Consider the following 22,979-nt stretch of genomic DNA (forward strand, 5'->3'; position numbering starts at 1 on the left):
CGCTAACGGACTCCGGCAAGGCTGAGGGACGGAAGGAAGCCCATGCGCTCGTACACCTGCGCGAGGGTGGCCGAGGCGATCTCGCGGGCGCGCTCGGCGCCGTGTGCGAGCAGCCTGTCCAGCTCCGCAGGATCGGACATCAGCTCATTGGTGCGGTTCCGCAACGGCGTAACGAACTCAACCATGACCTCAGCAAGATCCACCTTGAGGTGGCCGTACATCTTGCCCTGGTATTCAGCTTCGAGCTCAGGGATGGTTTTGCCCGTCAGGGACGAGTAGATGGTCAGCAGGTTTGAGATGCCCGGCTTTTCTTCAGCGTCGAAGCGGATGTCGGTTCCGGCGTCGGTCACTGCCGACTTGATGCGCTTGGCCGCGACCTTCGGGTCCTCCAGAAGCTGGATGGCTCCGTTGGGCGACTCCCCCGTCTTGGACATCTTGGCGCTGGGGTTCTGAAGGTCGTAGATCTTGGCGCTTTCCTTGACGATGGTCGCCTCGGGAACAGTGAACGTGTGGCCAAACCGGGTGTTGAACCGCTGGGCCAGGTTGCGGGTGAGTTCCAGGTGCTGGCGCTGGTCCTCTCCCACGGGCACCAGGTCGGTCTGGTACAGCAGGATGTCCGCGGCCATCAAGGTGGGATAGGCGAACAGGCCCAGGGTGGCGGCGTCGGCGCCGGACTTCTGGGTCTTGTCCTTGAACTGGGTCATCCGCGAGGCTTCGCCGAATCCGGTGATGCAGTTCAGTGCCCAGGCGAGCTGCGCGTGCTCCGGCACATGGGACTGGACAAAAAAGATGCTCTTGTCCGGATCGATGCCCGCGGCGATGTACTGGGCGGCCACAATCCGGGTGCGCTTGGCCAGTTCAGCGGGATCGAAGTCCACCGTGATGGCGTGCAGGTCCGGAATAAAGAACACGGCGTCGTACTCCGCCTGCATGTCAACCCAGTTGCGGACGGCTCCGATGTAGTTGCCCAGGTGCAGGGAGTCGGCTGTGGGCTTGGCGCCGGAGAGGATGCGCTTCTTGGTTGCCGGGGAGATCTGGCTAGTCATGGGAGAGGAAACCTTCGGGGCTCAGAGCTGGTAGTCCACTACCAGCGGGGCATGGTCGGAGAAGCGGGTGTCCCACGAGGGTGCCCGGTCAACCACGGCCGAGATGGCGGCCGCCGCCAGGGCCGGGGTGGCCAGGTGGTAATCGATGCGCCAGCCGGTGTCGTTGTCGAACGCCTTTCCGCGCTGGGACCACCACGTGTAGGGACCGTCCACCGGGCCGGCCAGGTTGCGGTGGACGTCCTGCCAGCCGATTTCCTCGCCGAAGAACCGGTCAAAGTAGGCGCGTTCCTCCGGCAGGTGGCCCGCCTTCTTGAGGTTGGCCTTCGAGTTGCGGATGTCCAGCGGTGTGTGGGCAACGTTGAGGTCACCCACCACCAGGGCGTGGTCGCTGTGTTTGGTCAGTTCCGGCAGCCGTGTGGTCATGACGTCCAGGAACCGGAACTTGTCATCCTGCTTGGGCGTGCCTACCTCACCGGAGTGGACATAAGCGCTCGCAACAGTGAGCTGGACCGGGTGTCCGGCGGCATCTGCGAAACGGAAATCGGCTTCCACCCAGCGTCCGGCCGTGGCAAAGTAATCGTCGCCAATGCCGTTACGGGTTGCCAGGGGTTCCTCCCGGGAAGCGATTGCGACGCCGGCGCGGCCTTTGGCTTCAGCCTCGGCGTGCAGGATGTGCCACCCTTCGCCCAGCAGCTGCCGGACGATAGCGTCAGGGGCGCGGACTTCCTGCAGGCAGAGGATGTCCACTCCGCGCGGCTCAAGCCACGCCGCCATTCCGTTTTTGTAGGCAGCCCGGAGGCCGTTGACATTAACGGACGCGATGCGAAGGTGGTCCTTCTTCAATGCCGAGATCACCCGCTCCACTCTAGTCGATGATGGTTCCGGTGACCGGCTCTCCACTGCCGCCGGAGGACTTGATCATGTCCCGTGCATTGGTGGCTGTGATCTCAATGGTTTCCAGGGCCCGGTTGATGGTGTCCTGGTTGGCAGCGGCGCCCTTGGCGCGTTCCTCTTCCACCACGCGGATCTGCACCTGGACGATCTTGAACGAGTGGTCCAGCTTAAGGTCACGGACCTCGTCCGCCTGGCTGCGCTCGGCAACCACCCGGGTTCCGCCCTGGTCGGCCGAGGCGTACGGACCCCGCCCTGCAGCGGTGCTGAAGGCATTCTGGGCTTCCGTCAGCTTTGCTCCTGCCTTCTTGGCGGCCTTCTGGATGCTGAAGACAACAAAGCAGGCCAGCGCCAGCCAGAAGGCGGCGATGATGGCAACAACCCAGCCCACGACGTCGTTTTGGTTTGCCGCGAAGATGACGGCCACAACGAAGGCGGTGACGAGGACCATCAGTCCCGGCCCGCTGATGCGGAACATGGAGAATCCGCCCCTGGCGGGTTTGGAGGATGACTTGGAGCTGCCCAGAGATTGCATGCACCCATTCTCTCAAATGCCGGAGTATGCTCCCGCCGCCTTCCACCCGAGGCGAACACACCCCTACTTCAGGAAGAGCTGCCGCAGCCGTACAGTCGTGAGCAGCATGCCGACGGCGGTCATCATCAGGTAGTAGCCGATGTGGACGGGGGTGGCCGCGGTGAAGGTGCCCACGCTGATCTGGCGCAGCAGCTCGACACCGTGCCAGAGCGGCATGGCCTGGATCAGCCATTGGATGGCCTGCGGGTAGACGCTCAGCGGGTAGAAGGTGGCGCTGAACAAGAACATGGGCAGCATCACGAAGTTGACCCAGTCCATTTGCTGGAAGGTCTTCAGGAAACTGGTGATCCCCATCCCGATACTCGCGAACCCGAACGCGATCAGCACGGAGGCAGGCACCATCAGGAGCGCCCAGGGCGTGGTAATCAAGCCCATAAGCCCCATCACCGCCGTGAAACCCGTGGCGTAGAGCAGGCCGCGCAGGAGCGCCAGGAAGATCTCCCCGAGGGCAACGTCCAGCGGCCCCAGCGAGGTATACAGCATGCCCTGGTACAGCTTCGCGAAGTTCATTTTGAAGAACACGTTCCAGGTGGAGTCATAGACCGCGCCGTTCATCGCCGAGACTGCCAGCAGGGCCGGGGCAATGTATGCGGCGTAGCTGATCTCCCCGCCGCCGGGGCCCTGGACGGAGCCCACGATTGCGCCGAGCCCCACCCCCATGGAGATGAGGAACAGGACCGGCTCGAAGAACCCGGAGAGCATCACCAGCCAGTTTGTGCTCCGGGTGGCCAGCAGGCCGCGCGAAATGACGGCCCTGGCGTTGCGCGAATACAGCGGCCCGAACGTCCTGCTGCGGGCCTGGTCCGGTGCGCTTTCCACTGGCAGGCCGGCGCTCACTTGCCCATCCTTGCCGCGAACTGCCGCCGGGTCAGGAACCAGCCCAGCACTGCAAGAGCCACGAGCACCACCGCGTGGAGGACGGTCAGCAGCGGCGGCTGCTGGTACCCGTAGCTGAAGACGCGTCCCAGTTCGGTGCCATGCCAGATGGGCGAGATCCAGCCCACCCAGCGCACCGCCAGCGGAAGGCTGTCCAGCGGAAAGAAGGTCCCGGAGAACAGGAAGAGCGGCATCACGATAAACCGCATCACCAGCGCAAATTGGCCCTTGTCCTCGGTGATGGAGGCCGAGTACGCCATCAGCGGCAGGCCAAAGGAAAGGCCCGCGAGCGTTGCCACCAGGATGGTGGCCCAGCCCCAGCCGCCGGGCGCGGCACCGAACAGGACAATAGCGGCGAAGTAGACGGCGGACTGCAGCAGGAGGCGCAGGGTTACCGCCATGATGTGGCCCGCCGCGATCTGCTGGGGAGTCAGCGGCGAGGCGTGCGGCCCGTAGTAGGTGCGGCGCCATTTGAACCCGTCCATCACGGGGAACGTGAACTCGTTGGTGGCCGTCATCACGGACGCGGACACCAGCAGCGCCGGGGCCACGAAGGTCACGTAGCCCACTCCCCCGAAGGCCTCCGCGCCCTGCGCGTCTACCAGGGTGGCCAGGCCCACGCCCATGGCAAACAGGTACGCCACCGGGTGGCCCACGCTGTACATGATGATGGACCAGCCGTAGCCCTTCATCACCCGCAGGACCTGCTCGGCGTAATAGAACGCGCCCCACCGCCGTGCCCTGGCAGCCGCAATGTCCGGGCTGTGGGCCCGCAACGCCTCCCTTGCCGTGCCGTCAGTCAACAAGGCTTCTGCCCGTCAACCGCAGGAACACGTCCTCCAGCGAGGACCTCCGCACCAGCGATGTCAGCGGCCGCAGGCCGCGGGACGCCACCTGCTCAAGGGCGGACTCGCCGTCGTGCGCGTAAATCAGCACCCGGTCCGGCAGGACTTCCAGCCGTTCCCCGACGCCCTGCAGCTCCGAGGCGATGGTGGTGTTCCGCTCGGATCCGAACCGGAGCTCAACCACCTCGCGGGTGGAGTGCTCGCGGATCAGCTGCGCGGGCGATCCCTCAGCCATGATCCTGCCCTTGTCCACCACGATCAGCCGGTCGCAGAGCTGCTCGGCCTCGTCCATGTAGTGGGTCGTCAGGATGAGGGTGACGCCCTGTTCCTTCAGCCGGAACAGTCGGTCCCAGAGGATGTGCCGGGCCTGGGGGTCGAGCCCGGTGGTGGGTTCGTCCAGCAAGAGGATCCGGGGTTCGTTGATGAGCGAACGGGCGATGGTCAGCCGCCGCTTCATGCCGCCGGACAGCGCGTCCACCTTGGACTTTGCCTTATCCGTCAGCTGGGCGAACTCCAGCAGTTCATCGGCTTTCGGCTTCAGGTAGCTCATGGGCAGGCCGAAGTACCGGCCGTAGACCAGGAGGTTATCGCGGACCCGGAGTTCCTCGTCCAGGTTGTCCTGCTGCGGCACCACGCCCAGGTGCGCCCTAACCTCGGGCCCGTGCGAGTCGGGGTCGAGTCCCATGATGTGGAGGGCTCCGGAGGTGCGCCGGGTGACGCCGCCGATCATCTTCATGGTGGTGGACTTGCCGGCGCCGTTGGGCCCCAACAGGCCGAAGGACTCCCCCGCGGGGACGCTGAACGAAATGCCGTCCACGGCGGCAACGTCGCCGTAGGTCTTGGTCAGGTTTTCTGCCGTGATGACGGTCGGGCGGGCTTCGGTGGGAGGCTCATCGGCTGGCTGGACGGCGCCGGTTGCGCCGCCGGAGGACATGGTGGCTTTGTTGTGCACCCTCCGCAGACTAGTAGAGCCGGCGGGCAGGTGGAAGGGGACTTCCACTTCTGCGCTCAAGCTTTTCGCTTAAAGGACGACGGCGGCACCGCACCTTTGTCCAACAAGGTGCGGTACCGCCGTCGGGCGATGAAAAGGGGCTACCTGGCTACCTGGCGGTGGCCGGGCCGCTTGCCTGTGCCACCTGGCGTTCGGCGGCTTCCACCACGTTGGTCATCAGCAGCGCCACGGTCATGGGACCGACGCCTCCGGGGTTCGGCGAAATCCAGCCGGCAACCTCGGCAGCGGCGGGATCGATGTCGCCAAAGACCCTGCTCTTGCCGGTCTCGGGGTCGGTTTCGCGGGTGACACCGACGTCGAGCACGGCGGCACCCGGCTTTACGTCCGCAGCCTTGACGATGTGCTTGGCACCCGCCGCGCCCACGATCACGTCAGCCTGCCGCAGCAGCTCCGACAGGTTCTTGGTTCCGGTGTGCGTCAGGGTCACGGTGGCGTTCACGGCCCGCCGGGTCAGCAACAGTCCGATCGAACGGCCGATCGTGACACCGCGGCCCACCACCACTACGTGCTTGCCGGCAAGGCTGAAGCCGTTGCGCTCCAGGAGCTCGATGACGCCGCGGGGCGTGCACGGCAGCGGCGAGGTGATCTCCCCGTTGACGTTGAGCACCAGCCGGCCAAGGTTGGTGGGGTGCAGTCCGTCCGCGTCCTTGGCGGGGTCGATGCGCTCAAGGATGGCGTCGGTGTCCAGGTGCTTAGGCAGCGGCAGCTGCACGATGTACCCGTGGCAGGCGGGGTCCGCATTGAGCTCGTCAATGAGGGCCTCAACCTGCGCCTGGGTAGCGTCCGCCGGCAGCTCCCGCTGGATCGAGTTCATCCCGATTTCCTCGGACTGCTTGTGCTTCATGGACACGTACAGCTGCGAGGCCGGATCTGCACCCACGAGCACGGTTGCAATGCCGGGAGTGACGCCCTTGGCCTTGAGCGCGGCCACGCGTTCAGCCAGCTCGGACTTGATGGCGGCAGCGGCTGCCTTGCCGTCCAGGATCCGTGCGGTCTTGGTCATTTCAGTCATGTGATCACCACTGCTCGTGCTGCGGGTACAGCGGGAAGTCGGCGGCGAGCTTGTCCACGCGGGCCTGCAGGGACTCCACGTCGGCGCTGTTGCCGGCCTTCAGCGCGGTGGCGATGATCTCCGCCACCTCGGTGAACTCGGTGGCGCCGAAGCCGCGGGTGGCAAGCGCCGGGGTGCCGATGCGCAGGCCGGAGGTGACCATCGGCGGGCGGGGGTCGAACGGAACGGCGTTGCGGTTCACGGTGATACCCACCGAGTGCAGGAGGTCCTCGGCCTGCTGGCCGTCCAGCTGCGAGTTGCGCAGGTCAACGAGGACCAGGTGGACGTCCGTGCCGCCGGTAAGGACGGAGACGCCGGCTTCGGCAACATCGGCCTGGTTGAGGCGGTCGGCGATGATCTTCGCACCCTCCAGGACGCGCTCCTGGCGCTCCTTGAACTCCTCGGTGCCGGCGATCTTGAAGGCCACGGCCTTGGCGGCGATGACGTGCATGAGCGGGCCGCCCTGCTGGCCCGGGAAGACGTTGGAGTTAAGCTTCTTGGCCCACTCCTGCTTGGCCAGGATCACACCGGAGCGCGGGCCGGCGAGGGTCTTGTGCACGGTGGAGGTGACGACGTCGGAGTGCGGCACCGGGCTGGGGTGCAGTCCGGCGGCAACCAGTCCGGCGAAGTGCGCCATATCGGTCCAGAGCAGCGCGCCAACCTCGTCCGCGATGGAGCGGAAGGCGGCGAAGTCCAGGTGGCGCGGGTAGGCGGACCAGCCGGCGATGATGACCTGAGGCTTTTCGGCGATGGCCTGCTCACGGAGCTTGTCCATGTCCACGCGGAAGTTGTCTTCCTCCACCTGGTAGGCAGCCACGTTGTAGAGCTTGCCGGAGAAGTTCAGCTTCATGCCGTGGGTCAGGTGGCCGCCGTGGGCCAGGGACAGGCCCAGGATCTTGTCGCCGGGGGTGATCATGGCGGAGAGTGCAGCGGCGTTGGCCTGGGCACCGGAGTGCGGCTGGACGTTGGCGTACTCGGCGCCGAAGAGGGCCTTGACCCTGTCGATGGCCAGCTGCTCTGCCACGTCAACGTATTCGCAGCCGCCGTAGTAGCGGCGGCCCGGGTAGCCCTCGGCGTACTTGTTGGTAAGGACGGAGCCCTGTGCTTCCATAACGGCGCGGGGGGCGAAGTTCTCGGAGGCAATCATTTCCAGGGTGCCGCGCTGGCGGCCGAGCTCCTGGTCAAGGACTGCTGCGATTTCGGGGTCAAGCTCGGCCAGCGGCTGGTTGCTGACGGCGGTGGTGGAGGTGGCTGTAGTCACGAAAGAACTCCTGGCTAGGCGTACGGGCACTGCTAAGGTCAGGCTACCGGCTGGCGCACCTTCACGCCGCACTGATGACAGCGCGTGGAAGCTGCGGGCATGGCGCTGCAGTACTGACGCAGGTGCAGCCCCAAATCCGGCAAGACATGACCCTCGGCCCAGGCGTACGATCCGTGGTCTTCGTGATTGCCGCTCCCTGGTGGTTAGCCACCCAACGCCAGTTGCGACCCTCACAGCGTACCAAAACCGGGGGCTGCTGCGCGGGTAGGCTATGAGGCGTGAGTGAAGAGCAGCTGAAGCAAGCGTACGTAGTAACCCTGTCCTGCCCGGACCGCCCGGGAATCGTCCACGCGGTGGCCGGCGCCCTGTTGGTGGCGGGATGCAATATTACGGATTCGCAGCAGTACGGCAGCCCCGCCACCGGCAACTTCTTTATGCGGGTGGAGGTGACCACGGCGGCCCCCGCGTCAGAGCTCCGGGCAGCCTTGGAGCCGGTCGCCGAGGCCTTTGGCATGCAGTGGAGCCTGAACGCGGTGGGACAGAAGGTCCGCACCCTGGTGATGGCCAGCACCTCCGCCCACTGCCTGAACGACCTGCTCTTCCAGCAGCGGTCCGGGACGCTCCCCATCGAGATACCGGCCATCGTCTCCAACCACCAGGACCTGGCCGGGCTGGCCGAGTTCTACGGCATCCCGTTCCACCACATCCCGGTCACCAAAGACACGAAGGTCCAGGCTGAGGACAAGCTCCGTGCCCTCATCGCCGAGCACGACATCGAGCTGACCGTCCTGGCCCGCTACATGCAGATCCTTTCCGACGAGCTCTGCACCGAACTCACCGGCAAGGCCATTAATATCCACCACTCGTTCCTGCCCTCCTTCAAGGGCGCCAAGCCGTACCACCAAGCCCATGCGCGCGGCGTGAAGCTGATCGGTGCCACAGCGCACTACGTGACGGCGGCACTGGACGAGGGCCCCATCATCGAGCAGGAAGTCATCCGCGTGGACCACGCCCGCACCCCGGAGCAGTTCGTCCAGATGGGCCGGGACGTGGAGGGCCGCACACTGGTCCAGGCCGTCCAGTGGCACGCGGAGCACCGGGTGCTGCTGGACGGAAACCGGACTGTGGTCTTTAACTGACGGGTATGTACACCGCGGGGAGGCGGGCCGGACCTTAGGTCCGGTCTTCCTGCCGGTCCCTGCCCATGTAGCCGCCGGTGAAGCCTCCCGCAATCAGCACCACTGCCCCGAGCCGCGCGAGCCCGACACCCAGCCGGCGCCTGCCCCGCCGCCGTGCAGCCCAGGACCCGGCAAAGATCAGCACCGCTGACGCGTTCAAGCCGGCATGCACCACGCCAATCCGCTGCGTTTTCCTGTCGGCAAGAGCCCACTCCGCCCATCCGCTCAGCGCCGTGGGCACCGCGGAGAGCACACCGAGTCCAACAAGGCGGGTGGCCGCCCGCTGCGTGCCGGCATCCGGGTACAGATCGAGGAAGACGGCCATGAACCAGGCCCCGAAGGGAACGTCGGTGAGGACAGGGTGCAGCGGTATGCCGGTGGCCTGGCCGTGCAGCACGTTCCGGAGGCGCTCATTCCGCACGAGCCGTCCGGCCAGCGGCCTGGCCGCATCAACAGGTATGTCGAGGGCCTTGAGCCGCTCAATGCTTCCCATGAGCTGGCGGAACCGACTGGTTTTGCCGCGCCCGGCCGTCCGCAGGTGCAGGCCCGGAATACCCGCTTGCCGTAGTTCCATGGGGCCCATCGTAGCCATCGGGACCTGCCCCGTCATCAGGCCCAAGGTCCCCCCCGGGGAGCGGACATCCGGACGCCGGTGCGCGCGGTGTCCTAGGCTTGGCCCATGGCTCCTCTGTATCCTTTCGCCGGGACCACCCCGGCCGTCCACGACTCCGTTTTTGTTGCCCCGACGGCGTCGATCATCGGCAACGCCACCCTCGCCCGGGATTCAAGCGCCTTCTACGGCGTCTCCGTCCGGGCCGATACCGCTGCCATCTCCGTGGGTGAAGGCAGCAACCTGCAGGACAACGTGGTGCTGCACGCGGATCCCGGCTTCCCCTGCACGGTGGGCGAACGCGTCAGCGTGGGGCACGCCGCCGTCGTGCATGGCTGCACTGTGGAGGACGACTGCCTGATCGGGATGGGCGCCACCGTCCTCAACGGTGCGGTGATCGGCGCCGGCTCGCTGGTTGCGGCCGGCGCCGTGGTCCTGGAAGGCACGGTGGTGCCGCCCCGCTCGCTGGTGGCCGGAGTTCCGGGCAAGGTCCGCCGGGAACTCACCGAGGAGGAGTACGACGGCGTCCGGGCCAACGCCGCCCGCTACCGCGAACTGGCCGCCGCCCACCGCGACCTGCACGCCTCCTAGTCCAGGCTGATAGGCCCGATGGCATCCAGCAGTTCGCCCGGACCCGGGTTGCCCGGAGCGGAGGAACCGCCCAGGTGGTTCACCACGCCCCACACCGCGTTCAGCCCGGTGGTTACGGCGCCCTCGGCCCAGCCGGCGGTGAAGGAGACGTCGTCGCCGGCCAGGAAGATGCCCCGCTGTGATTCGGGCAGTGCATCCTGTTTGAAGTGCGTGAAGAGCCGCTGCTGGTAGCGGTAGTGCCCCGGCAGGTTGGCCTTGAAGGCGCCCATGAAGTTGGGGTCGGCCTCCCAGGACACCGTGATGGGCTGGCCCACGATGTGGCTGGCGATGTCCACTCCCGGGTAGATCTGTTCCAGCGAGTGCAGCATCAGCTCCACCCGTTCGTCGGCATCCAACGCCAGCCACTTGAGCGCGTCATCGTTCCAGGTGTAGGAGAGCAGGATGACGGCGGGCTGGTCCGGCCCGTTGTCCAGCAGGTAGGTGGCACGGTTGAGCCGGTCCGTCAGCGTCATGGAGAGCACCTCGTTGCCGGTGTCCGGATCGATGTCCTTCCAGAACGGCCGGTCCACCATCACGAAGGTCTTGGACGACTGCATGTAGTGCGAGCGCTCGATGGCGGTCCACAGCTCCGCGGGGAACAGCGCCTCTTCCGTGTGGATCCGGGTGGAGAGCAGCCAGGACTGGCAGGTGGTTACCACCGCGGGGTACCTGGCTTCGCGGCCCCAGCGTTCACGGATGCGCAGGTTGCCGTCGGGGTCGCGGCTGATCTTTCCCACGGCACCGCGGGGCGAACCGGAGTGCAGTGACGCCAGGGACGTTCCGTCCGGCCAGTGCACCATGCCCGACGGCGCGTGCCGCCAAAGTGCCTCGGGCAGCCGCTGCGCTCCCCCGCTGATGAGCCGGTGCTGGTCATCGGCGTCGGTGTACACCACGCGGAGGATCTCCAGGATAGAGTTCGGGAAGTCCGTATCCCAGCCGCCCGTGCCGAAGCCCACCTGGCCGAAGGCCTCCCGGTGCGCAAACCCTGCCTTCTTAAAGGAGTCGCTGGCCGCGATGAAGCCGTAGAAGGTCTGCTCGTCCATCAGGGGCAGCAGCTCGTTCCACAGTTCCTTGATCCGGGCGGTATCCCTGGACCGGATGGCATCCTGCATCTCGACGAACCTGGCGCCGTCATTCACAGCGGCCTTCCAGGCCTCCGCCACCTCCCGGAAGAACGGCGGGAGGTCCCCCGGCTTTTCCGCATAGTGCTTCTTGCCCGCCAGTTCGATCACGGTGCTGGACGTGGCCGGGGACAGCGGGTTGGGAAACTCCTGGGTGTCCAGGCCCAGCAGGTCGATGTAGTGGTAGAACGCCTTGCCGGACACGGGGAACCTCATGCCGCCGAGGTCGGCCACCACTCCGGGCGCCGCGGGAAACGCCGCCGTGCGGAGGCGTCCGCCGATCTGGTCCGCCTCATAGACAACCGGCCGCAGGCCCAGCTTCATGAGTTCGTACGCCGTGACCAGGCCGGAGAGCCCTGCTCCGATGACCGCAACCTCGGTTCCGAGCAGTTCGGCCGGCACGGATCCCAGGCCGTCCGGGTGAGCCAGGTAGTGGTCGTAGCTGAAAGGAAAATCCGGGTTCAGCATAGTGATGGGACCGGCTGCGGCGCCGCCTGCGGTTAAAGGAGCAGCCGGGCTGGCAGAGGTGCTGGACGGGTCTGAGGCCGGCAGTTCGGTGGCGATGGTCATGAGATTTCTGCCTTCGTCGTTTCGGGGGCTTGTGTGGTTGGAAGTTGGCGACCGGACAACTCACGGTAATCCTCGTTGCTCATGGCAGCCACCCTGGAGTTCCGGCGTCCGTAGCCGAAATAGGCGGCCACGCCCACCAGCATCCAGACGGCGAACACCACCCAGGTGTCAGCGCCGAGGTTGGCCATCAGGTAGGCGCACATCGCGGCCCCAAGGATGGGCGTGAGCGGGAAGAGCGGCACCCGGAAGGTCCGCTCCAGCTCCGGCCGGGTGCGGCGCAGGTAGATGACGGCAACGTTGACCAGGGCGAAAGCAAACAGGGTACCGATGCTGGTGGCGTCGGCGAGCGCGCCAAGGGGCACCAGCCCGGCAGTGAGCGCGACGGCGGTTCCCACCAGGAGCGTGCCGGCGACAGGGGTGCCGGTGCGGCGGGAAACGCGGCCGAAGATGCTGGGGATGAGGCCGTCGCGGGACATCGACATCAGGATACGCGTCTGGCCGTAGAGGACAATCAGCACGATGCTCGCAATCGCCAGCACTGCTCCGGCAGCGAAAACGAGCACAATCCACGGCTGGCCGGTGATCTCTTCGAGAATCCGGACCAGCGCGGCATCGGTTCCATCGAACCAGCCCCAGGGGCGGGCGCCGATCGCCGCTACTGCCACCAGGACGTAAATGGTCGTGACGATCAGCATGGACAGCATGATGGCACGCGGCAGGTCCCGCTTGGGATTGCGGGCCTCCTCGCCGGCAGTGGAGGCGGCGTCGAAGCCGATGTAGGAAAAGAAGACGGTGGAGGCGGCTGCCGATACGCCGGCGGCACCCATCGGCAGCAAGGGCTCGAAGTTGCCCGCGTTGAAGGCGGTGAACGCCACGGCGCAGAAGAAGAGGAGGATGCCCACCTTGATGACGACGATCGTGGTGTTGATCCAAGCACTCTCCTTCGCTCCGCGGACCAGGAGGATGGTTGCCAGCACCACGATCACCATGGCCGGTATGTTGACCACACCGCCGGCGCCGGGGGGCTGTGACACCGCGTCCGGGAGGACGGAACCGAACACCGCCAGGGTCTCATTGACATACTGTCCCGCGCCCACCGCGACGGCGGCCACTGAGACGGCGTACTCCAGCACCAGGCACCAGCCGCAGATCCAGGCCATGCCTTCGCCCATGGTGGCGTAGGTGTAGGAGTAGCTGGAGCCGGCCGCAGGGACCATGCCGGCCATCTCCGCATAGGAAACGGCGGACAGCAGGGCGGCCAGGCCGGCGATGGCGAAGGAGATCCAGATGGCCGGTCCGGCCAGTGGAACGGACTCCCCCAGGATCACCAGGATTCCGGTCCCCAGCGTGGCGCCCACGGAGATCATGGTCAGCTGAAGGATACCGAAACTCCGGACCAGGCGGGGGCCGCCGCCGTTGTTTTCGGCCTCGCTGACCATCTGGGCGATCGGCTTGCGGCGCAATAGTTGCGCTCCCAGGGCGGGACGGGCCTGGGTTCCGCCGGGGCCGCCCGTTGCCGGGCCGGTAAGTGTAGGCACAGTCATCGTTGACGTCCGTTCATGTCGTTGGCTGGTTGGTCTGGTTTTCCCCTCACCCAGCGTAGGTGTGTGAGCGGCATCTCACAGTGTGCAGAATGACCTATAGTGTTCATCCATGAGACGCAATGCACCAGTCAAGGACGGCACCCAGGATCAGCTCGACGCCGTCACGCTGGGGCAGTTCCTCGGTGCGCTTCCTCCGGAAGTTTCCGTGGTGAACGACGCCGGCGCCGCCGAGGTCCCCCTGCGCTGGGTGGAGCCCAGCGAGCTGGAGGACCCCACCCCCTATCTGATGGACGGTGAATTCGTCCTGACGGCCGGCCTGCCCTTCCGCGGCGGCGGCAGCAGCGAGGCGAAGGCGGACGGATACGTCCGGCGGCTCGTGGCGGCCGGGGTCGCGGCCCTGGGCTTCGGCCTGGAGCCGTACTACGACGCCGTACCGGACCACCTGGTGCAGGCCTGCCGGCGGCACGGGCTCACGCTGGTGGAGGTTCCGGCCAGCGTTCCGTTCGCTGCGCTGGGGCTCGAGTTTTCCAAGCTTCTCGAATCCGGCAACGCACGGGTCTTCAGGCAGCTGGCGGAGACCAACCGCCACCTGATGCGGGCGGTCCTCTCCGCCCGTCCGGAACATGAACTGCTGGCGGCGCTGATCCAGCGCGTTCCAGTGTGGGCTGTGCTGGTGGGCTCGGACGGGAGGGTACGCGCCCGGGCGGGCGCCGCCGTCGGACTTTCCCAGCTCCAGCCGCTGCTGAAGAAGCTCCTCGGCGGCAGCGGCCCGCGCGTGGAAACGGAAACCCTGGAAGCAGCCGGAGGGCCGGTGCTGGTGTTCGGCCACCCGCTGCGAAGCACCCGGGACGCCACCCTCGGAAGCCTGGTGCTTGGGACGGAAAAGCCCCTCACCCCGGCGCAGAACAACGTGGTTTCGTCGGTGGTGGGACTGCTGGAGTTACTGGTCCGGCAGCGGACCAGCGGCTCCCTGGCCCCCAGCCAACTGGCCACAGCCCTGCTGCTGCGCCCGGAGAGCCTGTCCGGGGGCAATAGCCGCGAGCTGAACAGCCTCCAGGACCTGCTGGCCCAGAGCGTTTCCGGAACCAGGCCAGGACCGGTCCGGGTGGTGCAGGGCGTGCGCGCGGAACCATCCACCGCCATCACCGATGGCCCGGTCCGGGAGCTGCTCCAGTGGCGCAGGCTCTTCGACACCAAGATGGTGGAGCTGACGGACTACGGTTTCGCGGCCGTGACCCGGCTCAAAGTGGATGAAACCCTGCTGGCAGAGGTGGAACAGCTGGGCTGGCGCCTGGTGGTGGGCGAACCCACTGAGCTGCCTGGGCTGGCCGCCGCCTACCGGCGCGCCAGCGCGCTGCGCCCCCGCGTGGCGACCGCCCGCGAGAGCCTCCGGGAGGAGGAGCTGACGTGGTCGGTAACCGGCCTGCTGGGAAGCGATGCCGGCGCGCTGCTGGCCGCACGGCTCCTGGCGCCGGTGCTGGAGCTGGACGCCGAGCGAAGGGCGTCACAGCTTCGTGTGCTCCGGTCCTGGCTGGGCGCGCACGGGAGCTGGGATGCAACCGCCAAGGACCTGGGACTGCACCGGAACAGCGTCCGCCGCCAGATCAACGGCGTGGCAGAGCTGCTGGGCATTGACCTGGGGCAGGCCCAGGCCCGGGCCGAGCTCTGGATTGCGCTGCAGTACGTGGATGACGCCGAGCCGGCGGACCCTGCCTAGGGGCCCCACAGTCGGTAGAGGTCAGGGCGGCGTTCTGCCAGGTACGGCACATTCTGCCGCTCACGGGCGGCGGCGCCCGGATCCACCTCCGCGTAGAGAAGCTGTGGTTCCCCGCCCGCCTCGGCCAGCAATCCGCCGTCGGGCCCGGCAACAACGCTGCGGCCCAGGAACCTGCAGTCATCCTCTTCCCCGGAGTGGTTCGCGTAGGCAATCGTCAGCTGGCTCTCCAGCGCACGCGCCCGCAGCAGGACCTGGGGCACGTCGTCAAAGCCGTGCGCCAGGGCGGTGGGGACCAGCAGCAGTTCCGCGCCCCTGACCGCAGCGGCGCGGACGGACTCCGGAAACTCGACGTCGTAACAGATCACCAGGGAAGTGGGGATGCCGTTGAAGTCCACGACGGCGGGAGCCTCCCGGGCGGGGCTGAACGCCGCCCGCTCGTCATCGCCGAACAGGTGCACCTTGCCATAGCTGAGCAGGGAGGCACCGCTGGCGTCCAGGAGGGTCGCGCTGATCTGCCAGTCACCCTGCCCGGTAACCCGCGGGAGACTGTAGACCAGCCCAATGCGATTGCTGCGCGCAATGCCCGCCAGCCGCTCCTCCAGTGCCGGCAGCAGGGAAGGATCCAGGCCGGAACGCACCCTGCGGGGAGCATAGCCCACGGGAAAAAGCTCGGGCGTCACCAGGACGGCCGCCCCGCGGGCTGCCGCGGTCCGGGCAGCAGCGGCGATCACGCGGCAGTTCGCCTCCACGTCAAGGACCACAGAGTTTTCCTGCAGGAGTGCCAGCAGCACTGCTACCACCTTCCCTCGTTGGAGCGGCCGCGGATTGGGCCTTCCTCCAGCCTAGCGAGGCCCCGTTGGCGCAATCGGGGCTGTTTGCACCCCTTCGGGCGGCTGCGGGGTCGGATTGTCCCGGCTCCCACATTCCGGACCGAAACCGCCCATTGCGTTAACTTCTTGACTACAAGAGCCGGGATAGGGCAATCTTCTTAGCATGTCCGCAACCCCGCGCTCAACGAGGAGCAAGCAACAAAATCCGGGATCGCAGTCCGCGCTGCGCCAACTGAACCAGCAACGGATCATCGAAACCCTGATGGGCGGACCGGCCACGCAGGCTGAACTCGCCCGGCAGACCGGCCTCTCCACCGCGACGGTCTCCAACATCGTCAAAATCATGCTGGACTCCGGCCTTGCCTCGGCAGAGCCAATCACCAGCTCCGGCCGCCGCGCATTGAACGTCAGGCTCAACAGCAACGGCGCCGTCGCTGTGGGAATCGACTTCGGGCGGCGCCACCTCCGGGTGGTGCTGGCCTCGCTCAGTTACCACGTCATCGCCGAGGAATCCGTGATGCTTCCGCTCGGCCACCAGGCCGAAGAAGGCATCCGGGCCGCCGTGGCCCTGCTGGAAAAATTGCTGCGGGAGAGCGGCATCGAGCGCAGCGCCGTGGTGGGTGCCGGCGTCGGAATTCCCGGCCCTATAGACCGGCGCACCGGAACCGTGGCCCAAGGCGCCATCCTCCCGGAGTGGGTGGGGATCAACATCCTCCAGCACCTCGAGGAGACGCTGCAGATCCCCGTGTTCGTTGATAATGACGCCAACCTGGGCGCCTGGTCCGAGGTCACGTGGGGACAGCATTCGGGGGTCAGCAACCTCATGTTCCTGAAGATCGGCTCGGGCATCGGCGCGGGCCTGATCCTCAACGGGGCCCCCTATTACGGAAACGTCGGCATCACCGGCGAAATAGGCCATGCCACCATCCACGAGCAGGGCCTCGTGTGCCGCTGCGGCAACCGTGGATGCCTGGAGACCATTGCCTCCACCACCACCATGATCGAGCTCCTCAGCCGGGGGGAGGACAGGCCCCTGACGCCCGCGGATATCGTCAAGAAGGCCCTCAACCGGGACGCCGCGACGCTCCGGGTGGTGGACGATGCCGGGCTCTCGGTCGGCCGGGCACTGGGCAACGTCGCCAACCTGATCAACCCCGAAGTCATTGTCGTGGGAGGTCCACTCGCGGGTCTTGGCGACATCCTGCTGGACCCCATCAGGCGCGGCCTGGTGAGGCACGCCGTCCCGGTGATCGGCGAAACCACAACCCTGGCCATGTCCTCCCTGGGCGACCGTGCCGAGGCCCTCGGGGCGGCCGCCTTGGTGTTCCAGCACGCCGGGATACGGAAAACCTAGACCGTTTCGTTACCCGCCGATTGCGTTAAAGACTTGACGACAATAGGCGTGATCCAGTTTACTTTTGGATCAGACGGCCCTGCGCTTTGCCGGCCGGACAAAGAAGTCATTGCATTGGAGGGTTAGGGTTCATGACGTCCCAGACCACGCAAACGGAACCGATCATCCTTGAGATGAGGTCCATCACCAAGGAATTCCCGGGCGTTAAAGCGTTGGACAACGTGAGCCTGCGGGTCAAAGCCGCGGAGATCCACGCAATCTGCGGCGAGAACGGTGCAGGCAAGTCCACCCTGATGAAGGTCCTTTCGGGCGTTTACCCGTACGGCAGCTACGACGGCGACATCGTGTACCAGGGCCAGGTGCAGCAGTTCAAGGACATCAGGGCCAGCGAACACGCCGGGATCGTGATCATCCACCAGGAACTGGCGCTCATCCCCGAGCTGTCCATCATGGAGAACATCTTCCTGGGCAACGAGCCCACCAAGCGCGGCGTCATCAACTGGGCCGAAGCCCGGCTGCGCTCCCTGGACCTGCTGGCCAGGGTGGGCCTGCGCGAGGACCCCGATACCCCCATCAAGGAAATCGGCGTCGGCAAGCAGCAGCTGGTGGAAATCGCCAAGGCGCTGAACAAGTCCGTGAAGATCCTCATCCTGGACGAGCCCACCGCTGCGCTGAACGAGTCTGATTCCCAGCACCTGCTGGACCTGATGCTCGGCCTGAAGGCCAAGGGCATCACGTCCATCATCATTTCCCACAAGCTGAACGAGATCGAGCAGATCGCCGATTCCATCACCATCATCCGTGACGGCAAGTCCATCGAAACACTGAACGTCAAGGCTGACGGCGTGGACGAGGACCGGATCATCAAGGGCATGGTGGGGCGCACGCTGGAGTCCCGTTTTCCGGACCATACGCCCAACATCGGCGAGGTGTTCTTCGAAGTCAAGGACTGGACCGTGGGCCATCCCAACGTGGCGGACCGGCTGGTGTGCAAGGACTCAAGCTTCTTCGTCCGCCGCGGGGAAATCGTCGGCTTCGCCGGGCTCATGGGCGCCGGCCGCACCGAGCTGGCCCGCTCGGTCTTCGGCCGCTCCTACGGCCGCTTCATCGACGGCCACATCTACAAGGACGGCAAGGAGATCACCCTCAAAACCGTGCGCCAGGCCATCGACGCGGGGCTGGGTTACGTCACCGAGGACCGCAAGTCCCTGGGACTGAACCTGCTCGATGACATCAAGACCACCACGGTGGCAGCGAACCTGCGGAAGATCAGCCACAACTCAGTGGTGGACCTGAACCAGGAATTCACTGTGGCGGAGCAGTACCGCAAGTCACTGCGCACGAAAACCCCGTCCGTGGAGGAAGGCGTGGCCAAGCTCTCCGGCGGCAACCAGCAGAAGGTGGTCCTCGCCAAGTGGATGTTCACCGACCCCGACCTGCTGATCCTGGACGAACCGACCCGCGGCATTGATGTTGGCGCCAAGTACGAGATCTACGGCATCATCCAGCAGCTTGCCAACCAGGGCAAGGGAGTCATTGTCATCTCCTCGGAACTCCCCGAGCTCCTGGGCCTGTCCGACCGCATCTACACGATTTTCGAAGGCGCCATCACAGGTGTCCTGAACAAAGACGAGGCCAGCCAGGAAAGCCTGATGAAACTGATGACCTCCGCCCGCAAAGCCGACGCCGCCTGACCCTCTGGATCATCCCAGAACCTTCCGGACACAAGGACTGACACCATGAACGCCCTCAAGAAGCTGTTTGGCGGAAACACCCGCCAATTCGGCATGATCTTCGCCCTGGTTGCACTGATCGTCTTCTTCCAGATCGCCACCGACGGCCGGACCCTCACCCCCGGCAACGTCATCAACCTCTTCAACGGCAACTCCTACATCCTGATCCTCGCCATCGGCATGGTCCTGGTGATCATCGCGGGGCACATTGACCTGTCCGTGGGCTCCATTGCAGCCTTCGTGGGGGTCACGGTTGCCCTGGCCATCCGGGACTGGGGCATCCCCTGGTATGCCGGAGTGCTTCTGGGCCTGGCGCTCGGAGCGCTGATCGGCGCCTGGCAGGGCTGGTGGGTGGCCTATGTGGGGATACCCGCCTTCATTGTGACCCTCGCCGGTATGCTGCTGTTCCGCGGCTTCAACCAGTTCGTCGGCAAGTCCAACACCATCCCCGTTCCGGCCGACTTCCAGTACCTCGGTTCCGGCTACCTCCCGGAAGTGGGACCCAACACAGGATTCAACAACCTGACCCTGCTGCTGGGCATCGCCGCCGCGGCATTCGTGGTGGTTGGCGAACTGCGGTCCCGTGCCCGGGCCAAGGCATTGGGCGCCGAGGTTCCGGAAATGTGGGTCACCGCGCTGAAGCTGGTCCTGATCTGCGGTGCCATCCTCTACGCCACGTACCTGTTCGCCACCGGCCGGCCCGGCACGTCATTCCCGATTCCCGGCCTGATCCTCGCCGTCCTGGTGCTGATCTACGGCTTCATTTCCTCCCGCACCGTCCTGGGCCGCCACGTCTACGCAGTCGGCGGAAACCGCCACGCTGCCGAACTCTCCGGCGTCCAGTCCAAGAAGGTCAACTTCCTGGTCATGATGAACATGTCCATCCTGGCCGGCCTGGCCGGCATGATCTTCGTAGGACGCTCCACCGCATCGGGACCCTTTGACGGGGTCGGCTGGGAACTGGACGCCATCGCGGCCGTCTTCATCGGCGGCGCAGCAGTGACCGGCGGCGTAGGAACCGTCGTCGGCTCCATCATCGGCGGCCTGGTCATGGCTGTGCTGAACAACGGCCTCCAGCTCCTCGGCGTCGGCGCCGACCTCACCCAGATCATCAAGGGCCTGGTGCTCCTGATCGCCGTCGCCTTCGACGTCTACAACAAGAGCCAGGGCAAGAAGTCGATCATCGGCCTGCTCACCCAGAACTTCAACCGCAGGCAGGGGCCCTCCAACCCCAACCAGCCGGACGAGACCACCTCCACGAAGGAAGCGATCGCCAGGGAAGCCTGAGCCTTGCGGCCTGAATAGCGTTACACCACCACAAAGAAAGAGAACCAACAATGCGAATGATTGGTAAAGCAGGAAAGGCAGCAGCGGTCGCTGCCATCGCAGCACTGGCGCTGACGGGCTGCGGACGGTCTGAGACCTCCACAGGCGGCGGCACCGAGGGCGCCAGCGGCTTCGAGCAGGACTCCGCCATCGGCGTCGCGCTTCCGCAGAAGACCAGTGAAAACTGGGTCCTCGCGGAGAAGCTGTTCAACGAGGGCCTCACCGAGGCCGGGTTCAAGCCTGACGTACAGTTCGCCAACGGCGGCGTGTCCGAACAGCAGAACCAGATCAGCGCCATGGTCACCAAGGGCGCCAAGGTCATCATCGTGGGTGCCATCGACGGCTCCCAGCTGGGCACGCAGCTCAAGCAGGCGAAAGACTCCGGCGCAACGATCATCGCCTACGACCGCCTGCTGCTGAACACCGAGAACGTGGACTACTACGTGGCCTACGACAACTTCAAGGTGGGCGAACTCCAGGGCCAGGCCCTGCTGGAAGGACTCGAGGAGAAGAAGGGCGAGGGTCCCTACAACGTCGAACTCTTCGCAGGCTCCCCGGACGATGCCAACGCCAAGGTCTTCTTCGACGGCGCCATGAGCGTCCTGCAGCCGAAGATCGACGACGGCACACTCAAGGTCCTCTCCGGCCAGACCAGCTTCGAGCAGGCTGTGACCCAGGGCTGGAAGGCTGAAAACGCCCAGCGCCGCGCAGACACCCTGCTCACCGGCAGCTACTCCAGCGAGTCCCTGGACGGCGTCCTGTCCCCGAACGACACCCTGGCCCGCGCAGTCCTGACCTCCGTCAAGGCAGCCGGCAAGGAGCTTCCGGTCGTCACCGGCCAGGACTCCGAGGTTGAGTCCGTAAAGTCCATCATGGCGGGCGAGCAGTACTCCACCATCAACAAGGACACCCGCAAGCTCGTTGAGCACGCCATCACCATGGTGAAGGATCTCCAGGCCGGCAACGAACTGGAAATCAACGACGAGAACTCCTACAACAACGGTGTGAAGACTGTTCCGGCCTACCTGCTGGAGCCGGTCATCGTCACCGCTGCGAACGTCAAGACCGCTTACGAAGGCGACCCGGTTCTCGAACCGATCACCAAGTAGCCATCTGCAAGCAGAACGCCCGGTCCCCCGTTGGGGGCCGGGCGTTCCTTGTGCCTGGCTGTCCTTCGATCTATTGCTTAACGGTGAGGATCCCCGGACCCGTGAAGTGCAGCGCGTGGTTCCGTACCGCCTGGGGCGTTGCGAATGCCTTGTAGTTGTATGCATCCGCAGGGTCCCAGCCGACGTCGGTGCTGAAGTCCCAGCCCGTCCAGTCCGGGGCCGGCTCCCCGTTGAACTCCGCCTCCGCCAGGGCCTCCGCGCGGTTCTGCTCGAAAGATGCCTGCGCCACGGCGTTGAGGTCAGCCTCCTCACCGTTGAACCAGGACCCGATGTCCTTAAAGCGGTGTCCGTTGTAGCTGCTCACCATGATTGATTCGTCAGCCCCGGGTCCGGTGTAGTCGAAGGCGTTGCGCTCGGAGAAGATCCGCGACTCGTAGCCTGCACCCAGGAAGTAGCTGTTACCGCCCTGGCCCTCGCTGATCATGGGGTACTGCGGATGTTCTGTGCTGGCCACAAAGTAGTTGTTCAGCACATGCACCTGCCCGAACCGTACCAGCGGACCGCGCTGCTGGATGTTTTCGAGGTGGTTGCCAATGTAGCTGACGCGCAGTTTCCCGCCGTCCTTGCCCACATGTTCGTCACCTGACCCGAGCAGCATGGTCTTGTCATGGTTGGAGAGCTTGCTGTTGGAGATGGTCACATAATCGGTGCCGTCTTTGAGGTCCAGGAGGCCGTCGTGCCGGTTGGCCGGCTTGCCGTCGGGTCCGATCGGCGCCTCGCTGTCAGGGAACCTCCCATCGGTCAGCCGGACGTGGTCTATCCACAGATGGTCAGAGGTAACGGAAGAGACTGCATCGAACCTCGCGTTCCAGGCACCATCGCCGTCGTCAGGGGACCAGGTGCTGAAGAAGTCCACCGGCGCCTCGACGCTCAGGTTGCGCATCACCACGTTGGTGGCGCTGAGGATCACGATGTTGGCCCCAACGAAACCTGAATCAGCGCCGAGGCCAATCAGGGTGGTGTTGCTGGGCAGGCTTACTTCGATCTGCCGCTTCATGTTGTTGCTGCCGGTCTGCCGGAGCTGCCTCTGCTTCTTGCAGTACTCATAGGTTTGGTCGCTCCAGACCTTTCCCTCCGGTCCGAAGCAGGATATGTACTTGTGGATGTCGTACCCCGGCGCATAGTCCTGCTCCCCCAGGATGCGGCCATCAGGCGCCTGGTTGCCATCGATGGTCCCGTTGACGTAGATGATCTTGGGGGCCTTGGATTCGCCGTTGTTGGCCAAGGCAGCCTTAAGTCCGGCGAGTGTGCTGACTTCGTAGCGGCTTTCAGCGGGTGCCCCCGCACCGCCGTTGGTACCGCTGCCGACGGCGGCCCACCCCGTGGGTGCCGCGTCGTCCGCCCGGATAATGCCTCCTCCGGTCGGTGCCGGACTGGCGGGCGCCATACCCGCGGCTGCCGGGGCGGCTACCGCCAGCCCCGCTGCGAGCGCAAGCACGGAGGCGGAGGCGGTGACTCCTGCTCCGATGCGGAATCTGCTCGGGACGGCTGGGGTAGTAGGTCTGGTGTGTGTTGTGGACGTCATTGGCCTTTTTTCCGGCATGCCAAACAGACCACATGCCTAGGTGGGTGCGGATCATGGAAGGGTAGCTGCCGCGCAAGAAAACGGTTTCTAATGGC

20 protein-coding genes and 1 riboswitch are annotated in these 22,979 nt (G+C 65.6%); of the genes, 7 read left to right on the forward strand and 13 right to left on the reverse strand.

The window, feature by feature from the left end:
* Positions 1–2: 2 nt before the first annotated feature.
* From trpS to glyA, 8 genes are all read right to left on the reverse strand, one after another.
* Positions 3–1,046, reverse strand: coding sequence for a tryptophan--tRNA ligase (gene trpS / locus AC6CHP_RS09795; RefSeq protein ID WP_104185416.1), 1,044 nt, complete (start codon positions 1,044–1,046; stop codon positions 3–5).
* Between the two features lie 21 nt (positions 1,047–1,067).
* Positions 1,068–1,901, reverse strand: coding sequence for an exodeoxyribonuclease III (locus AC6CHP_RS09800; protein ID WP_188730411.1), 834 nt, complete (start codon positions 1,899–1,901; stop codon positions 1,068–1,070).
* 10 nt (positions 1,902–1,911) lie between these two features.
* Positions 1,912–2,472, reverse strand: coding sequence for a hypothetical protein (locus AC6CHP_RS09805; protein WP_104185417.1), 561 nt, complete (start codon positions 2,470–2,472; stop codon positions 1,912–1,914).
* Positions 2,473–2,535: 63 nt separating this feature from the next.
* On the reverse strand, positions 2,536–3,369 hold the full coding sequence (locus AC6CHP_RS09810; protein WP_188730412.1) for an ABC transporter permease: 834 nt from the start codon (positions 3,367–3,369) through the stop codon (positions 2,536–2,538).
* Positions 3,366–4,211: an ABC transporter permease gene (locus AC6CHP_RS09815; RefSeq protein ID WP_498229485.1), complete on the reverse strand. Its 846-nt coding sequence runs from the start codon at positions 4,209–4,211 to the stop codon at positions 3,366–3,368. Before AC6CHP_RS09815 ends, AC6CHP_RS09810 begins: the two co-directional genes overlap by 4 nt.
* Positions 4,204–5,187, reverse strand: a complete 984-nt coding sequence (locus AC6CHP_RS09820; RefSeq protein WP_188730414.1) for an ABC transporter ATP-binding protein — start codon at positions 5,185–5,187, stop codon at positions 4,204–4,206. Before AC6CHP_RS09820 ends, AC6CHP_RS09815 begins: the two co-directional genes overlap by 8 nt.
* Before the next feature lie 166 nt (positions 5,188–5,353).
* The gene (locus tag AC6CHP_RS09825) at positions 5,354–6,277 is read right to left on the reverse strand and encodes a bifunctional methylenetetrahydrofolate dehydrogenase/methenyltetrahydrofolate cyclohydrolase (protein WP_427115366.1); all 924 of its coding nucleotides are present in this window, start codon (positions 6,275–6,277) and stop codon (positions 5,354–5,356) included.
* Between the two features lie 4 nt (positions 6,278–6,281).
* Entirely contained in the window at positions 6,282–7,577 is a 1,296-nt protein-coding gene (gene glyA, locus AC6CHP_RS09830; RefSeq protein ID WP_498229488.1) for a serine hydroxymethyltransferase, read from the reverse strand.
* Positions 7,578–7,726: 149 nt separating this feature from the next.
* Positions 7,727–7,812: riboswitch (ZMP/ZTP riboswitch) on the reverse strand.
* Positions 7,813–7,855: 43 nt separating this feature from the next.
* Between glyA and purU the strand changes: the two genes are divergently transcribed.
* Entirely contained in the window at positions 7,856–8,716 is an 861-nt protein-coding gene (gene purU, locus AC6CHP_RS09835) for a formyltetrahydrofolate deformylase (protein WP_104185422.1), read from the forward strand.
* A 34-nt stretch (positions 8,717–8,750) separates the two neighbouring features.
* On the opposite strand, the gene AC6CHP_RS09840 is transcribed toward purU, so the two are convergent.
* A complete protein-coding gene (locus AC6CHP_RS09840) occupies positions 8,751–9,329 on the reverse strand; it encodes a DUF2231 domain-containing protein (RefSeq protein ID WP_188730421.1) in 579 nt (192 codons plus the stop codon).
* Positions 9,330–9,434: 105 nt separating this feature from the next.
* Here AC6CHP_RS09840 and AC6CHP_RS09845 point away from each other — a divergent pair, with 105 nt between their 5' ends.
* Positions 9,435–9,956 (forward strand): gamma carbonic anhydrase family protein, encoded by a 522-nt coding sequence (locus AC6CHP_RS09845; protein ID WP_188730423.1) that lies wholly within the window; start codon positions 9,435–9,437, stop codon positions 9,954–9,956.
* On the opposite strand, the gene AC6CHP_RS09850 is transcribed toward AC6CHP_RS09845, so the two are convergent.
* Both AC6CHP_RS09850 and AC6CHP_RS09855 read right to left on the reverse strand, forming a co-directional pair.
* Entirely contained in the window at positions 9,953–11,686 is a 1,734-nt protein-coding gene (locus AC6CHP_RS09850) for a flavin monoamine oxidase family protein (RefSeq protein WP_498229491.1), read from the reverse strand. The genes AC6CHP_RS09845 and AC6CHP_RS09850 overlap by 4 nt on opposite strands.
* Entirely contained in the window at positions 11,683–13,230 is a 1,548-nt protein-coding gene (locus tag AC6CHP_RS09855; protein WP_498229493.1) for an amino acid permease, read from the reverse strand. Before AC6CHP_RS09855 ends, AC6CHP_RS09850 begins: the two co-directional genes overlap by 4 nt.
* A 109-nt stretch (positions 13,231–13,339) precedes the next feature.
* On the opposite strand from AC6CHP_RS09855, the gene AC6CHP_RS09860 reads away from it, so the two are divergent.
* Positions 13,340–14,947: a PucR family transcriptional regulator gene (locus AC6CHP_RS09860; protein ID WP_498229495.1), complete on the forward strand. Its 1,608-nt coding sequence runs from the start codon at positions 13,340–13,342 to the stop codon at positions 14,945–14,947.
* On the opposite strand, the gene AC6CHP_RS09865 is transcribed toward AC6CHP_RS09860, so the two are convergent.
* Entirely contained in the window at positions 14,944–15,738 is a 795-nt protein-coding gene (locus AC6CHP_RS09865; protein WP_498229497.1) for a nitrilase-related carbon-nitrogen hydrolase, read from the reverse strand. The genes AC6CHP_RS09860 and AC6CHP_RS09865 overlap by 4 nt on opposite strands.
* A gap of 202 nt (positions 15,739–15,940) precedes the next feature.
* On the opposite strand from AC6CHP_RS09865, the gene AC6CHP_RS09870 reads away from it, so the two are divergent.
* The 4 genes from AC6CHP_RS09870 to AC6CHP_RS09885 all read left to right on the forward strand — a co-directional run bounded on the left by AC6CHP_RS09870 (position 15,941) and on the right by AC6CHP_RS09885 (position 21,299).
* Positions 15,941–17,131, forward strand: a complete 1,191-nt coding sequence (locus AC6CHP_RS09870) for an ROK family transcriptional regulator (RefSeq protein WP_188730433.1) — start codon at positions 15,941–15,943, stop codon at positions 17,129–17,131.
* A 131-nt stretch (positions 17,132–17,262) separates the two neighbouring features.
* On the forward strand, positions 17,263–18,825 hold the full coding sequence (gene mmsA / locus AC6CHP_RS09875) for a multiple monosaccharide ABC transporter ATP-binding protein (protein WP_377195094.1): 1,563 nt from the start codon (positions 17,263–17,265) through the stop codon (positions 18,823–18,825).
* 45 nt (positions 18,826–18,870) lie between these two features.
* The gene (gene mmsB / locus AC6CHP_RS09880; protein WP_104185429.1) at positions 18,871–20,151 is read left to right on the forward strand and encodes a multiple monosaccharide ABC transporter permease; all 1,281 of its coding nucleotides are present in this window, start codon (positions 18,871–18,873) and stop codon (positions 20,149–20,151) included.
* Positions 20,152–20,201: 50 nt separating this feature from the next.
* A complete protein-coding gene (locus AC6CHP_RS09885) occupies positions 20,202–21,299 on the forward strand; it encodes a substrate-binding domain-containing protein (RefSeq protein WP_188730437.1) in 1,098 nt (365 codons plus the stop codon).
* A gap of 70 nt (positions 21,300–21,369) precedes the next feature.
* Here AC6CHP_RS09885 and AC6CHP_RS09890 read toward each other — a convergent pair whose 3' ends face one another.
* The gene (locus tag AC6CHP_RS09890) at positions 21,370–22,884 is read right to left on the reverse strand and encodes a pectate lyase family protein (protein ID WP_498229501.1); all 1,515 of its coding nucleotides are present in this window, start codon (positions 22,882–22,884) and stop codon (positions 21,370–21,372) included.
* Positions 22,885–22,979: the final 95 nt, after the last annotated feature.

Source organism: Pseudarthrobacter sp. GQ63, from assembly GCF_059758765.1.